The sequence below is a fragment of the Clostridium hominis genome (assembly GCF_014287825.1).
GTDB classification, from domain to species: Bacteria; Bacillota; Clostridia; order Clostridiales; family Clostridiaceae; genus Clostridium; species Clostridium hominis.
Window position 1 is genome coordinate 59383 of record NZ_JACOOO010000033.1, and the last position, 16396, is coordinate 75778.

Below are 16396 nucleotides of genomic sequence, written 5' to 3' on the forward strand. Positions count from 1 at the left end.
ACAACGCCTTATAAAGGTATTTAAACAACTTTTATCTATAATCTTTTTTCAAAGTTACCTACTACATTCATGCCTTCATTAAAAATTATAAAAGCCTTTTCATCACTTTCGTTAACAATTTTTCTAAGTTGTCCAATTTCATATTTAGATATAACAGTTACTAAAATCAAAGTATCTTCTCCTGTATAAGCTCCATATCCATGCCATAATGTTACTCCTCGTCCAATTTCACTCATAATTCTTTTATCGATGTCATTCTCTTTAGTAAATATCATAGCCGTAGTATTAATATTTTGATAGTGAATCTTATCTACTATCAAGCCAAAAAATGTAGTATAAATGATAGAATATATCGCTGTTGGTAATTCAAATAAAACTGCACAACCTCCATAAATAATTGCATTTATTATCATTCCTAACTTTCCTACACTAAATTCTGAATACTTCTTAGCAAAATAAACGCCTAGTATATCTATTCCACCACCAGACCCACCAGCCTTTAATGTAATTCCAATACCTGTTCCTGTTATTATTCCTCCAATTAAACAAGCTGTTAATCTATCATCAATTATTGGCACTACAGGTATTGCTATAATTGAAAAGAATACTGTCTGAAAAACTATACTTACTACCGTTCTAACAAAAAACTTTTTAGAAATACTTTTATAAGCTATAAATAATAACGGTATATTTAATAAAAAGTTAATAATACCTGATATATCAAAATTATTTGGTATGGATATATAATTTCCTATTAATGTACGTATAATTTGAGATATACCTACAACTCCTCCATTATATAAACCAACTGGAACTATAAATAAATTAACTCCTAAACAAAAAATTAAAGCACCTATAATTATAACTACAATTTTTTTTATCTCTTCTTTATAAAGCACTTCTTTTCACCCCATTAATAATAATTATCACAAAAAATAATTCTATCATAAATTTTAAATATATCATATATAAATAATCTAAAATTTTACACACACAAAAAAAAAAAAAAAAAAAAAAAAAATAAGAAACTGCGATTAATCACAGCTTCTTATTTTAAAGTTAGTCTTGCTTAATATTAATTACAATTTGATCATTTTCTCCATGGATTATAACATTTGAACCATAAGTTATCTCTCCTGCAATAATCTTTCTAGCAAGCTTATTTTCTAGAGTATTTTGAATATATCTCTTTAAAGGTCTAGCCCCATATACAGGATCATATCCTTCTTGAGCCATAATATGTTTAGCTTCCGGAGTTATTTCTAGAGTTATATTTTTATCCTTTAATCTATTTGATACTTCTCTTAAGAATATATCAATAATCTTAGTAATGCCATTTTCACTTAAAGGCTTAAACATTATTATATCGTCAACTCTGTTTAAGAACTCTGGTTTAAATCTCATCTTCATTTCATTCATTACAGCTTCTCTTACTTGAGGCTCTACAGTATCTTCCGAAGTATTTTCTAAAAGATAGCTGCTTCCAATATTAGATGTCATTATGATTATAGTATTTTTAAAATCTACAGTCTTACCTTTGTTATCTGTTAATCTACCATCATCTAATATTTGTAAGAATATATTAAATACATCTTCATGAGCTTTTTCAATTTCATCAAATAATATAACACTATATGGTTTTCTTCTAACAGCTTCTGTTAATTGACCACCTTCATCATAACCTACATATCCTGGAGGCGCTCCAACTAATCTAGATACAGTATGCTTTTCCATATATTCTGACATATCTATTCTTATAATATTATCCTCAGAATCAAAAAGGTTTCTAGCTAATGTTTTTGCTAGCTCTGTTTTACCTACCCCAGTAGGCCCTAAGAAGATAAAAGAACCTATAGGTCTATTCTCATCTTTAAGTCCAGCTCTTGCTCGTAAAATAGCTGATGTTACGGAAGTAACGGCTTCCTCTTGACCTATTACTCTCTTACTCATTTCATCTTCTAATCTTAATAATTTTTCTCTTTCACCTTCTAAAAGATTACTTACAGGAATACCAGTCCATCTTGAAAGAATTTGTGATACTTCCTCTTCAGTAACTTCCTCTTTCAATAAAGCTCCTTCGTAATTTTCCTTTACTTCTACTTCCATAAGCTTTATAGCTTCTTCTAGCTTAGGTATATCACTATACTGAATCTGAGCTGCTTTATTATAATCATAAGCTCTTTGAGCTGCTTCAAGTTCTCCTCTTGCTGTATCAAGTTTAGACTTTAAATCCTTCAACTTTTCAATAGCTCCCTTTTCTCTTTCAAACTTAGCAGTCATTTCATCATTTTTAGCTTTAAGCTCTGCATACTCTTTTTCTAGTACCAAAAGTTTCTTTTTAGAACCTTCATCTTTTTCCCTTGATAATGCTTCTTTTTCTATTTCTATTTGAATAAGCTTTCTTCTAACTTCATCAAGCTCTGCTGGCAATGAATCAATTTCAGTTCTTATCATAGCCCCAGCTTCATCAATTAAATCTATAGCTTTATCTGGTAAATATCTATCTGAAATATATCTATCTGAAAGCTTTGCAGCAGCAACTATAGCCGAATCTTGGATTCTTACTCCATGATGAATTTCAAATCTTTCTTTTAAGCCTCTTAATATTGATATTGCATCTTCTACAGTTGGTTCATTAACTATAACAGGCTGAAATCTTCTTTCTAGAGCTTTATCTTTTTCAATATACTGTCTATACTCATCAAAAGTCGTAGCTCCTATACAGTGTAATTCCCCCCTAGCAAGCAATGGCTTAATTAAGTTACCTGCATCCATAGCACCATCTGTTTTGCCTGCTCCAACTATGGTATGAATTTCATCAATAAACAGAATTATTCTGCCTTCACTACTTTGAACTTCTTTTAAAACAGCCTTTAATCTTTCTTCAAATTCACCTCTATATTTAGCACCAGCAATTAAAGCTCCCATATCTAGCGAAAATATGATCTTATCTTTTAATCCTTCTGGTACATCTCCATTAACTATTCTATTAGCTAATCCTTCAACTATAGCTGTTTTACCTACTCCAGGTTCACCGATTAATACTGGATTATTCTTAGTCCTTCTAGAAAGTATTCTAACTGCCCTTCTTATTTCTTCATCTCTTCCTATTACAGGATCAAGCTTATGATTTCTTGCAAGTTCTACTAAATTTGTACCATACTTTGCTAAAGCATCATAAGTTCCTTCTGGATCTTGTGTATCTACTCTCTGACTTCCTCTCACCTCTGATAGAACCTTCATAAAACTATCTTTATTTACATTGTATTTTTCTAATATTCTCTTTGTTGACCCGTTTTTATCTACACCCATAATAGCTAACATTAAATGTTCTACACTTATATAAGAATCTTTAAAATCTTTAGCTATTGAATCTGCTTTTACTAAAACTTCTTCTACTTGTCTTGTTATATAAACTGATGAATTGTTAGCTCCCTCGCCAGTTACTTTAGGCATGTTACTTAAAGCCTGATCTATATCATACTTCATCATTTTTATATTTATTCCCATCTTAGTAAAGATGTTTGGTATTAATCCATCCTCTTGTTCTACTAGAGCAGAGAACAGATGAATTATTTCAATTTGTTGATGATTGTGCTTAACAGCCGTTAAATTAGCATCATTCAATGCTTGTTGTACTCTTAATGTCATTTTTTCAACGTTCATATTCTACTCACCTCATTTAATGTTTTTACCTTTAATAAAATAATAATACAAAAGTCAAAGAAAGTCAAAGTAAATTTATATATTTTTCATTTTTATTTTTTACCAATAAAATCATAATAATAATTAATATATTCATTTGTAACTATTCCATTAATATTTCTCCCCCTTTTGTTTTTATACCTAGTTATTGGTATAATAAGTATCATAATAAAAACTTATAAGAATCTGAGGTGAGATTTTGAGAAGGGAATTTATAAGTTATCCATTAGATTTACCAATTAAAGTATCATATTTTAATATTAGAAATTATCCAATACACTGGCATAATTCTATTGAAATCGTATATGTGATAAAAGGTTCCATAGAGATAACAATTGATTCTGATTCCTTTACTCTTAATGAAAAGGAAGTAGAAATTATAAATGTAGACGAGGCACATAAATTTTATAGCAAAGAAGATAATAAAATCTTAATTTTCAATATAGACCCAAGCTTTTTTGAAAAATATTATAAAGATATTAAAAATGTATTTTTCTATACAACATCTACATCTAATCAAGTTGGTGAGGAATATGATGAGCTTAAAGGGTTTTTAGCTAAACTTCTATGTGAATACGTTCAAAAACTTGAAGATTACGACGAGGAAATTGAAGATATTTTAATTAATTTACTATATCATTTAATAAATAATTTTCATTACTTAACTACTGAGAAAGAAGAGCTTAAGGAAAAAACAGAACAATTAGATAGGTATCATAGAATTTCAAAATATATATTCAATAATTATAATAATAATATTACCTTAAAAGATATTGCTAAAAAAGAATTTTTAAGTCCACACTATCTTTCTCACGAAATAAAATACGCAACCGGGTCTAGTTTTACAGACTTAATAAACCAAACTCGTGTTGAAGAATCAATAAAACTTTTATTAGATAGTGATATAAGTATTTCAGAAATTTCTGATGAAGTAGGTTTTTCCCATGTAAGATATTATAATAAAAACTTTAAAGAGTACTATAACTGTACTCCTCTTCAATATAGAAAGAAATTTTCTCTTACAGAAAAAGAATTTGAACTTGAAAAAGTTCTTTATCCTTTGCCTTTAAATGAATCATTAGAATCTTTATCTCATACTTTAGAAAAATATAATAGATATAACTTTGAAAATAAGTTATGGAATATTCATATAGATATGGATGAGACATTAAAGATATTTAATCCAGACTTTGGTCATATAATAAATATAGGTGAGGCTTTCGATTTATTAATTGAAGATAATAAAGATATACTAGAAGAAATACAAGATGAAATACATTTTGATTACGGTAGACTTGAAAAAATGTTTCATAACGATATGGGAGTATTTATAGATTCTGAATTTTATAATTGGAATAAAGCTAAGGCGGTTTTAGAATTTTTAACAGATATATCTCTAAAACCTTTAATCCTCTTAGATTCAATAGAGTATTCACTAGAAAAATATAAAAATATACTTACTAGTTTCATAGATTATTTTTCTCAAATAGATTATTTTGATATAGCTGATTTTTGCTTTCAATTTTCATCAGATTTATCTACAGATATTAAAGAGGGCTTAAAGTCATTTATAACTGATAATTATGATCTTGAAGTTCAAGAAGAAACATTTTTCTCAATAAACTCTTTAAACCCTATTTATGATACCGCATATATGTTACCATATATTATTCATAATACTGTTTTAAAAGAAAAGCATCTAAACTTTTTAAGGGCTTTTGATGTTTTAGAGAAAGCTATGAACATAACAAATGAGGTCTTTATCGGTGCTCCAGGCCTTATTAATGATATGGCAATAAAAAAACCTTCTTATTATGCTTATTATCTTTTAAGTAAATTAGGAAGTGAAATTGTATCAATTGACGATGGTTACATAGTAACTAAAAGCGATGATGAGTATGCAATACTTTTATATTCGCATGGAAATGATATAGATACATTAGCTAATTATGAAGATGTTTACTCAAGTAAGGGATTAAAAAAATCCTTTGAAAAGAAATTTTCTCTTAACATAGTAAACTTAAAAAATGATACTAGAATTACAACTTATGAAATTAACGAAAAGATAGGTTCATCTTATAATTATTGGCTATCTATGGGATCTCCAGATAGATTAAATAAAGAAGAAAAAGAGATTTTATATAAGGCCTCTTATCCTAAAATAGAATTTAAATATTCAAAAAAGAGTCTAGTTTTAAATATAATTACAGAATTAAAGGGGTACGGAGCTAAACTTATTGTTCTAAAAAACATAAAATAGCACATTAACAGTACATTTATATGTTATTTTTGTGTTTTCCATATATAACTTTTAAAGAATAATAACCTAATTGTACCTTTAAGTTGAACATCGATGTGAATATTTATGTTTAAGCCTTTCGTATATAATATAAATATAAAGAATTTTGAAAGGATGTTTTATATGAGAGGTTTATTCTTCAATTCAATGTTGTTAAGTGAATCAAAAAGCAAGTGGGCTCTATGGATTCAAATATATAATCTTTTTCACTAATTTTAATTGAATAATATTTTTTTGACATAATAAAGGGCTATTCAACTGAGTAGCCCTTATTTTAATATTAATTTTTCTCCAAATTCATTGCTAAAGTAAAATATTTTATAGCTTCTCTAGGCTCTCCTATATTATAATATAGCTCTGCCATTTCAGTATATCTTTTATATGTATCTTCATCATTAGCAGACTTTAAAAAGTAATCAGTAGAAATATTCATATATGTTTCTGCCTGCCTATATAATCCTTGTCTTTGTAAAATCATACCTTTTAAATAATATGCTCTCTCAATTAAACTTGTATCCTCGGAGCAAATAGACAGATTTAAGGCTTTATCTATCATTTCATCTGCTATTTCATATTCCTTATAAGTATAGAAAGTTTCAACACAATCTATTAAAACATCTATGTATTCATTACTTTCACCTTCACAGGATATTTTCATTGCATCTAATGTCTCTTGTTTCCCATTTTCAGCATTTCCAACTTGATAATAATATCTACCTATCCTTGACTTAATCTTAGATAAATAACTTCTATCACTTTCTAAGTATTCATAAGAAAGTTTAATATATTTCTCTGTATTAATGCTATATGATAATATACTAAGACATGCAAAAATATGATAAATAAGCCCCTTTAAAATTATGTCTTCTATGTATTCTATCTTATTAATAATATTTCCAACTAACGAATAAGATTTTTCTATTTCACCAATTTCCATATAACAAATACCTTGATTAAAAGATGCACGTATATAGTCATCACTATCTGAAAGATTATCTTCTTTTAACATTTCAAGTATTTTATCATAATAATTTATAGCCTCATAATATTCTTTTATTGTCATAAAAAATGTAGCCATATCCTTATAATAAATCAGTGTATTTTCTCTTATTTCATTTTTTATATATATTTCATAGTATTGAGATATTATTAATTGCATAAATTCTAAGTTATTATTATTTTTAAATAGTAAAAATAATTTATGTATAATTATAAAAGCTAAGTCATAATACTCATACTTCACCGAATAATCAAGTATATATTTAATTAAATCATATAATTCTTCTTTAGGTAAGTTACCTTTATCAATTACTTTTATATTTTCTTCTATTTGTCCCCTTATATCTTGAACTAAGTAGTCATAATTTACTTTTAACTTTTCTGCAATGTATCTCAGTGTATTTTCATCAGCTTTAATCTTTCCATTTTCAATACAACTCATTTTAGAAATTGATATTTTATCTCCACATAACTCTTTTAAAGTTATGCCTTCGTATATTCTTGCTCTTCTTATCTTGTCTCCTGTTGATAATATTTCCATTGCTACCCCCAGTAAATTAATTATTCAAAACGCCTAGCTCTTTCAATATATTTACACCTTGATCTAAATATTTAGCTGCTTCACTATCTTTTTTCCAATCAATATAGAATTTCCCTATCATAATAGCAACTTGTGCAGCCTTCTTTGACAATCCATTTGCTTTAGCTAAATTGAATGTATCTATAAGTATATTTTCCGCCTCTTTATACATCTCTTTTATAGTATATACCCTGTACCATAAAAGATTATATTCAATAACATTTTCAATAACATTTTCATCTATTACACGATTAATTTCCTTAAGAGTAATTTCACATTTTTCCATATTCTTAAGCTTTATATAGTTTTCGCATATATTAAATAATGTCTCAACTACTCTTTGATCTCTATTTCTCATTCTTAACTCTTTAGCTCTTTCTAAATGCTTAAATGATTCTTCAAAGTTTTCAAATTCATAAAACAATTTACCTAAATTATTTTCAATGTGCGCTATATGATTACCTTTATTAAGTTCTCTATATACCTCCAATGCTTTCTTAGAATACTTTATAGCATTTGATAAATCACCATTTTCGCTATATTTTTCTGATATACCAAGAAGTGTTTTGGCATATCCCTCCTCATCATATACCTGCTCAAATTTTTCTTTTGCAAGGAATGAATAATTCATAGCTTTTGATATGTTATCTATTTTAAAATATGCTTCTGCCATTTGATAATATATCTCTCCTAGCAATAAATCATTTCCTATTTCATTATCTAAATAAACTTTTTCAGCTTGTCTTAAATAACTAGTTGCAGAATGATATGCCTTTAACTTTAGAGTAATCTTCCCTAAATTAAGGAATGTATTAGTTACTTCCTCATATTTATTATTTTTTATAAATATAACATTTGCCGAAAGATATATTTGTTGAGCTAGAGCTAACTCTCCATTTTTCATAGCCACATTAGCTCTAATATATAAATTCTTTGCTTTTCTATATTCTAATCCAAATTTTTCAGCATAATATAACGCATTTTCAATGTATTTTTCTGCACTTACAAAATCTCCACTTAATACATATGATTCTGCAGTTCCTTCATAAAAAACACAAATTTTCTCTGCTTGACTTTCTTCTGACTCCATAAGATACTCAACAGAAGTTTGAAGATTCTCTGCTAAATACTCTAATAAATCCATAGATGGATTGGACCTTCCTGACTCTACTAAACTTATTTGACCTGGAGTAATTCTATTTGCCGCCAAATCTTTTAGCGTCATATTTAATTCTTTTCTTTTCCTTTTTATCTTTTCTCCTAATGAAAGAATCTCCATATTCTACTCTTCCCTCTTCTTTTTACAATTTATTGTAATTTTCAAAAAAATCTTTAATTATTTTTAATTATATCATAATTTTATTCAAAAAAGTATATATTTTATTCCACTTATAAGAAAACTGTTATGAAAAATATTCATAACAGTTTTTATACTATTTTATATAATGTAATACATTATCATATGCATCCCCTACCATACAACACATTTTCTTTCCAGTTCTTCTTACAGCTCTTTGAGTCTTTCTATCAAGCTGTGGTAAAATAACAATAGCAGCAGCTGCTCCTACTACAATTCCGGTTGCAAATCTCTTAAACATATTAATACACCTCTCTTAATAACTTTATTAATATTATTATGTGTATTTTTTGTTATTCTAAACGTGTTAAAATTTATTTACTTAAAGCTTCCTTTGCAAGCATATCTGCCATATCATTGTACTTATCACCACTATGCCCTTTAATTTTTTTAAATTTTATATCAATAAAATTCATTTTTTCTTGCATAAACTTATTATAATCTTGAGTTATTCTATTATTTCTCTTCCATGTACCTATCGCCCAAGATTCAACGCCTTGATAATCATAAGCTATAGTAACTTCTTTGTAACCTTTATCTAAAGCAAATTCTACAGCTTTTTGTGCTCCAAGTACTTCTCCCGAAACATTTCTAAGTGCAATAGCCTCCTCATCAAAGCCTTTACCATTATCTTTGTGTATAACCTCTCCATCCTCTACTGCAACTAGTCCAAATGAATAATTTCCTTTTTCTATCATAAAGCTTCCATCTACATATATACATAATCCTTCATTGCAATTCTCATCTTTTTTAACTGTGCTTACAGATTTTACTTCTGCATTCAATGCAATAAAATCTATAGCTTCTTTTTCTGAAGTAAAACTTTTGTAGATAGCACCTTTAAACCCTATAACTTCCTTTTTACATTCATCCCAAGAATTAAAAATTTTAGGCGCTCCTGATTTTCCTCTATAAACCGCGTAATATTTCAAACTTTATCTTCCTTTCATTACTAAACAGATAAAACTTCTTCAACAAACTCATATAAAGTTTCAACATTTTGAGCTGCTGTAAAGTTTGTTATATATTCTATTAAATTTTTTATTACTAATATTATATCATTTTTACCTTGCCAATTTTCTAAAATTATATGCAAGGGAACATCTTTTACAATTCTATTTAAAGCAAAAAATGCAACTGCTAATTCATCTATTTTACCTATAAACGGTATCTTATCTGGAATTATATCTGTAGGTACAACTATATAAGCTATAGATCCAGATATTATTAACTTCGTCTTAAGTGATACTCTATTATCCTTTAACAATCTTGTTAATAAAGCTGCTATATCAGGTATTACAAAAATATAATCAGAATACTTCTTAACTTTTTCAGGAAGCTTTTCTGATAATTTTTCTCTTCCAACTGTATATATATCTTCAGTCTTACCTCTTTCCTCAGCTTCTCTTAATTCCTCTTCATTTTCCTCTTCCTTGAATAGCTTAACTTCCTTTTTAAGCTCTCCCCCTAAGGAAATAGAAACATTATTAACTCCAACAACTAACTTATCATCTAATAATCTTAAGTCATTTATCGCAAAATCTATATAAGGAACATCCTTTAATATATATTTATATTGAATATTAACCTTACCTTCATTATAAGTTATTCCTTTATCAGCAAAAGACTTTAATACATACTTTAATGCTATTTTTCTAAAGAATGATGCTATTCCTATATTTAACACCTTAAATTTGCATATTTCCCCTTGAATCATATCATTATCTGCTGAATTAACTCTTAATCCGCATTCAAAATCAATAGATAATCCTTTTTTAAAATTACCTTTTATAAGTATACAATCAGATATTTCTATACTATTTACAGTTAATCCTTCAACTGATACGAAATCATTTAATATGCTTAAAAGGTCTTCTCCTGTTAATCCAACAGCTACATTTGTTATATTCATTATTTTAGCCCTCTCCCCTAAATTCAATCTATTTTTCAAACAATTAAAATCTTACTTTAAAGTATACTTCATTTACTTCTATTTTTAAAGCTTGTCTTTATTCTTTGATAAAGTTGTACATAAGTTTAAAAATGTAACTCCCTAAAAAAATAAAAAAGGTCTTTAGCCTAGAAAATATTTTCTAATCTTCTAAAGACCTTTTTGTATTAATTTTCATATCTCATTCTATTTATATAACAAGAATCACTTTCCATTATAAGGTACTACATGCGCTCTCTTAAACCCTCTTTTGTGCATATCTACCATTACATCAATAGCTTCATTGTAATCTTTATAATATCCAATACATACTCTCCAAGCTCTTTGCTGTGTCTCTTTTGGCTCAGTAACTGGAGTAAGTAATAACACCTTATCTACAATTGCCAAACATGCTTTTGCCACCATACGCCCATAACTTTTGCTATCAAATTTCTCCTCTACCTCAGCATTACTTAAGTACTCTCCATAAACTATAACTGACATAATAGAAACGTTATCATATTTTTTGCTCTCATCTTTCAACACTCCTTTTTCATCTGTTCCTAAATCACATAGTATTTCTTCACTTATAAGCTTTGCTAGCCTCTTATTATCATAGTTATCTTTACTATAAAACACCTGAACTCCTTTTGTACTTGTATCTATATGAGAATTCATATGAAAACTTACAAAAAACCTTCCATTATTTTTATCAGCTATGCTTAAACGTTCTTCTAAGGATAAATAAGTATCATCTTCCCTAGTCAGTATTACTTTTTCGCCATTTCTCTCTAAGTGTTTTTTAGCTTCTAATACTGCTTCTAATACTATATCTGATTCTTTTCTACCAAGCGTTCTTCCAATAATACCTGTGTCATTTCCACCATGACTTGCATCTAAAATCCAAACAGCCATGTTGTCATATCTCCTTTGAAACAATGCTATATATTTAATATATTAACTCTAAGATGCCTTTGTGATTAATTAATAGTTAAATTAATAATAAATGAATAAAGCCAGCAAAACTGCCGGCTTCAAATAATATTCTTAAAACTTCTTCTTAAGTTTTAAATGTAATTTTTATTTCTAACTATTAATTATTCCTTGATTAAAATACTGGAACAACTGCACCTTTATATTTTTCATTTATAAAATCTCTTACTTTATCAGAAGTAAGTGCTTCTGTCAAATCTTTTATTTTTTGAGTATCCTCAGTACCTTCTTTAACAGCTAATACATTTCTTCTTTCCTTTAATGCATCCTTATCCTTATCTTCTGCATAAAATGCATTTCCATTTACATCTAATCCTGCTTCTAAAGCATAGTTTCCATTTATTACAGCTATATCTACTTCTTCTAACACTCTTGGTAAACTTGCTGCTGTTAGCTCACTAAATTGTAAATTCTTAGGATTAGATGTTATATCAGTAATCTTTAATATATCTCCCTCTGCTAACTCTATAAGGCCTGCAGCTTCTAGAACTTTCAAAGCTCTTGTTTCATTACTAGAATCATCTGGAACAGCTACTGTTGCACCGTCTTCAATCTCTTCTACAGACTTATATTTATTAGAAAACACCCCCATTGGCTCTAAATGAATTTCTGCAGTATAAGTAAGATGTGTTCCTTTTTCTTCATTAAATGTATTTAAATATGCAATATGTTGAAAATAATTTGCATCAAGATCTCCTTCTTCAACAGATGTATTAGGTAATACATAGTCATCAAATTCAACTATTTCAACTGTATACCCTTTTCCTTCTAGCTCTTCTACAGCTTGTTCAACAATCTCTTTATGCGGAACTGGAGATACTCCAATCCTTATAGTTTTATCATCACTTGATGATGAATTGCTTCCCCCACAACCTATAAGTGATACTGCTAATGCCCCTGTTAATACTAATGATAAAATTGATTTTCTTTTCATATTTAATTGCCCCCTTATTTTTTTAGTTTTACTTATTTCTAATTTAATTTTTTATATAAATAATTTCCTAAGCTTTGCAAGCTTTGAACTATTATTATCAAAATAATTACTGTTGTTACCATATAGTCTGTTCGGAATCCCTGATATCCGTATGTTATTGCAACCTTTCCAAGTCCACCTGCTCCAACACTTCCAGCCATTGCTGAATATCCAATAACGCTAATAATTGTTAGCGTTAGCCCTGAAATAATACTTGGAACAGCCTCCTTAAGCATTACTTTAAATATAATTTGACCATCTGATGCTCCAAAAGATTTAGCTGCCTCAATTACTCCTGGATCTACTTCCTTTAATGAAGATTCAATTATTCTTGCTACAAACGGTGCTGCTGCTATCGTTAAAGGAACTATCGCAGCTGTATTACCTATAGACTTCCCTACTATAGCTCTTGTCAACGGTATTATAAAAACTATTAAAATAATAAAAGGAAAGCTTCTTAGCACATTAATTATAGCATCAAGAATTTTATACACTATTCTGTTAGGCTTTAATCCACTTGGTGAAGTAACAGTTGCTATTATTCCAAAAACAAATCCTAGAATAGTTGCAAATAATGTTGAGAAAAACACCATATATACTGTGGCTCCTAATTCTTTTATTATTATATTTATCATTTTCGCATCCATACTATAGCACCTCCAATATAATATCTTTATTTGATAAATAACTCATAACAGCTTCTCTATCTTTATTATCAATATTTATAGTTAATGTTCCCAATACTTCATCTCTAAACTTTTCAAGTTTCCCTCCAACTATTGAGAAATCTATATTAAGTTCTCTTGCCATCTTTGTTATAAGCGCATTTTCTGAAGATTTACTTGGAAAGAATAATTTTATATTTACACCTTCATGAGATAATGTATCATCATCCTCATCTCCTAAGAACTTCTTTAATGAAACTCCTGGTCTTAAGAATATTTCCTCTGATTTACCTTCAGCCACTAATACCCCACCATCAATCAGAGCTACCTTTTGACATATTTGCTTAATAACCTCCATTTGATGTGTAACAACCACGATGGTAATACCTAATTTCTTATTAATATCACTTAAAAGAGATAAGATATCTTTAGTAGTTTTAGGATCTAATGCTGATGTTGCTTCATCACATAAAAGAATCTTAGGTTCTAAAGCTAATGCTCTTGCTATTGCAACCCTTTGCTTTTGCCCACCACTTAACTCATTCGGCTTATTCTTAGCTTTGTCCGTAAGTCCAACAAGTTCTAGTAGCTCGTCCACTCTATTTTTTATAAAATCCTTTTTATATCCCCAAACTTCTAAAGGTAATGAAATATTTTCAAATACTGTTTTTCTCTTAAGAAGGTTAAAGCCTTGAAATATCATTCCTAAATCTTTTCTAAACTCTCGTTTTTCCTTCTCTTTAAGACATTTAACCTCTCTCCCCATTACAATTACTGAACCTTCATTATAATCTTCTAATCCGTTTATGCATCTTAACAAAGTAGATTTTCCAGCTCCACTATGACCTATAAGACCATAAATTTCACCTTCATTAATACTTAAAGTTATTCCCTTAAGAACTTTTACTTCTCCAAAACTTTTTTCTATATCCCTTATTTTTATCATTAATTTTCACCCCTTTTTTATAATCAAACTCCTTCTCTTATGGTCGAATGAGTATACTCTGTGTAACTTCAAGTATCCAAATTAAAAATTTAGATTTTCACTTATGAAACTCCTTTTACTAAATCACAGATTTAAATAAATATAGTCTTCTAAAAAATAAAAAAAAGCACTTGAGAATAAACTCAAGTGCGAAACAAATCACTATTAATTTACCCTCTCATCTATCAGCTCTAAAGCTGCTGGAATTAGCACCACGAATACAGTTAAGAATTAAGAGTTAAAAACTAAGAGTTAATGCTGAAATTTCCTAGAAATTTCTTAGCTTAAATTGTATAAAACTCTCTTACAAGTTTCATCAATAACTCTTAACTTTTCTCTATTAACTATTAACTAGTAACAGGTTGCTGGGTTTCACAGGGCCAGTCCCTCCACCACTCTTGATAAGAAAAAATATTAAGTTTTAATTTAGTTGATGTTATAAATATATACTTTATTTTCCTTTATGTCAATATTTTTCTATAAATTTTAATAATATTTTTTAAAACTCTATAATTTCTTCTTCGATATCTATTATTTCCGCTTCGCAATTTTCTTCTATAAACGTGATTATATCTTCCTTTGATGCATGTAGCACATCCTTAGAGCTTGCTACTTGTGATATTCCAATTTCTATAATTTTATGGGTATCTTGTTCTCCAATTTCTCCCACTGATACATTGTATTTATTTCTTAATCTCTTACTTATACTTAAAAGTATCATTCTCTTCTCCTTTAATGAATGTACCCAAGATGCTCTCAACTTAATTTTCAACACTAAAACCTTCAAATTATCACCTCATAATTATTTTTCTACTACCTTCAGTTTTCCCTTTTGAAATATGCATATAACCTTTTCTCTAATTAATATTCTAAATTTTATAGTGTATTCTTTTCTAACAGTATATCCTCAACCCTAACAGATAAAATTAAAAAAGCGAGAAGTTTTTAGTTTCCCGCTTTTTATCTATGTATAATTAATATGACTTTTAAAATATCATATGTATTAATATTCTTTTTTTATGCATAATCCAATTGCTCCTGGACCAGTATGTACTCCCATAGCTGAACCTATAGTTTCAAAGGAAATTTCACTAATATTATGTTTATTTTTAATTTCTTCAAAAAAAGCTCTCGCTTCTTCTAATGCTGCCCCATTTAATACCCAAACTCTACATTTTCCACCTTCTAAATAAGAATTAAGTATCTCCTTTAGCTTTGATATAGATTTTTTTCTACCTCTTACTTTGCAAAAAGGATAAAGATGTCCTTCATCATCTGATGATATAATCGGTTTTAAATGCAGCATCTCTCCAACAGTTCCTGCTACTCTACCTATCCTTCCGCCTTTTTTCAAAAATTCTAATGTATTAAAGGTAACATATCCACTTATACTTTTCTTTATATTAGGCAGCTTGTCTATTATTTCTTCAAAAGACGCCTTTTCTTTTATAAGCTTAGATACTTCTAAAGCAATAGCGCCAACTGGGAAACCTAAAGTTTTTGTATCAAAAAAATAATACATTAACTCTGGATGCTCTTCACAAAGAAGCTGTATACTATTAAAAGTTCCTGATAAGTTGCTTGATACACTAACTACTACAACATGAGTATATCCTTCGTCTTTTAATTTCCGGATAATATTCTCAGTGTATTGTAAATCTGGTAGCGAAGTGGTTGGTATAATTCCATTAGATAAATCTTCATATACTTGTTCTTCGCTTATTGTCACTTTATCTAAGTATTCTCTATCACTATAGATTATTCTAAATGGTAGTACTTGTATGTTATTCTCTTTAATAGTCTCCTGACTTAAGTCACATCCACTATCAGTTATTACTGCTATCTTTTGCAAATTACTTCCCCCTAGTTAAAACGATATCATAAATATATCATACAAAATTTGAATTAAC

At 28.4% G+C, this 16396-nt stretch carries 14 protein-coding genes and 1 riboswitch; of the genes, 1 reads left to right on the forward strand and 13 read right to left on the reverse strand.

Translation table 11 applies throughout. The features are described 5' to 3' along the window. Window positions 1–35: 35 nt before the first annotated feature. Both H8S20_RS20510 and clpB read right to left on the reverse strand, forming a co-directional pair. Window positions 36–899 (reverse strand): YitT family protein, encoded by an 864-nt coding sequence (locus tag H8S20_RS20510; RefSeq protein ID WP_186860542.1) that lies wholly within the window; start codon window positions 897–899, stop codon window positions 36–38. 160 nt (window positions 900–1059) lie between these two features. Further along, complete coding sequence (clpB, locus tag H8S20_RS14455) at window positions 1060–3666, reverse strand: ATP-dependent chaperone ClpB (RefSeq protein WP_186860543.1); 2607 nt, start codon at window positions 3664–3666, stop codon at window positions 1060–1062. Between the two features lie 238 nt (window positions 3667–3904). Between clpB and H8S20_RS14460 the strand changes: the two genes are divergently transcribed. Further along, window positions 3905–5965, forward strand: coding sequence for a helix-turn-helix domain-containing protein (locus H8S20_RS14460; protein ID WP_186860544.1), 2061 nt, complete (start codon window positions 3905–3907; stop codon window positions 5963–5965). A 319-nt stretch (window positions 5966–6284) separates the two neighbouring features. Here the strand turns inward: H8S20_RS14460 and H8S20_RS14465 are convergent, their stop codons facing one another. The 11 genes from H8S20_RS14465 to H8S20_RS14515 all read right to left on the reverse strand — a co-directional run bounded on the left by H8S20_RS14465 (window position 6285) and on the right by H8S20_RS14515 (window position 16338). Then, the gene (locus H8S20_RS14465) at window positions 6285–7544 is read right to left on the reverse strand and encodes a helix-turn-helix domain-containing protein (protein WP_186860545.1); all 1260 of its coding nucleotides are present in this window, start codon (window positions 7542–7544) and stop codon (window positions 6285–6287) included. Between the two features lie 16 nt (window positions 7545–7560). Beyond that, window positions 7561–8862, reverse strand: coding sequence for a helix-turn-helix domain-containing protein (locus H8S20_RS14470; RefSeq protein WP_032119280.1), 1302 nt, complete (start codon window positions 8860–8862; stop codon window positions 7561–7563). Between the two features lie 154 nt (window positions 8863–9016). Next, the gene (locus tag H8S20_RS14475; RefSeq protein WP_186860546.1) at window positions 9017–9181 is read right to left on the reverse strand and encodes a YtxH domain-containing protein; all 165 of its coding nucleotides are present in this window, start codon (window positions 9179–9181) and stop codon (window positions 9017–9019) included. 73 nt (window positions 9182–9254) lie between these two features. Beyond that, entirely contained in the window at window positions 9255–9872 is a 618-nt protein-coding gene (locus H8S20_RS14480; RefSeq protein WP_032119281.1) for a ribonuclease H1 domain-containing protein, read from the reverse strand. A gap of 20 nt (window positions 9873–9892) precedes the next feature. Then, entirely contained in the window at window positions 9893–10852 is a 960-nt protein-coding gene (locus H8S20_RS14485; protein ID WP_186860547.1) for a YkvA family protein, read from the reverse strand. Window positions 10853–11095: 243 nt separating this feature from the next. Then, on the reverse strand, window positions 11096–11785 hold the full coding sequence (locus H8S20_RS14490) for an N-acetylmuramoyl-L-alanine amidase family protein (protein ID WP_032119283.1): 690 nt from the start codon (window positions 11783–11785) through the stop codon (window positions 11096–11098). Between the two features lie 193 nt (window positions 11786–11978). Continuing rightward, complete coding sequence (locus H8S20_RS14495; protein WP_032119284.1) at window positions 11979–12797, reverse strand: MetQ/NlpA family ABC transporter substrate-binding protein; 819 nt, start codon at window positions 12795–12797, stop codon at window positions 11979–11981. Between the two features lie 38 nt (window positions 12798–12835). Further along, window positions 12836–13471 (reverse strand): methionine ABC transporter permease, encoded by a 636-nt coding sequence (locus tag H8S20_RS14500; protein ID WP_032119524.1) that lies wholly within the window; start codon window positions 13469–13471, stop codon window positions 12836–12838. 13 nt (window positions 13472–13484) lie between these two features. Continuing rightward, complete coding sequence (locus tag H8S20_RS14505) at window positions 13485–14447, reverse strand: methionine ABC transporter ATP-binding protein (protein ID WP_032119285.1); 963 nt, start codon at window positions 14445–14447, stop codon at window positions 13485–13487. A 214-nt stretch (window positions 14448–14661) separates the two neighbouring features. Then, a riboswitch (SAM riboswitch) is annotated at window positions 14662–14894 on the reverse strand. Between the two features lie 91 nt (window positions 14895–14985). Next, window positions 14986–15273 carry a DUF503 domain-containing protein gene (locus H8S20_RS14510; RefSeq protein WP_186860548.1) on the reverse strand — a complete coding sequence of 96 codons (288 nt, stop codon included), beginning with the start codon at window positions 15271–15273 and terminating at the stop codon, window positions 14986–14988. A 216-nt stretch (window positions 15274–15489) separates the two neighbouring features. Beyond that, window positions 15490–16338, reverse strand: a complete 849-nt coding sequence (locus tag H8S20_RS14515) for a DegV family protein (protein WP_032119287.1) — start codon at window positions 16336–16338, stop codon at window positions 15490–15492. Window positions 16339–16396: the final 58 nt, after the last annotated feature.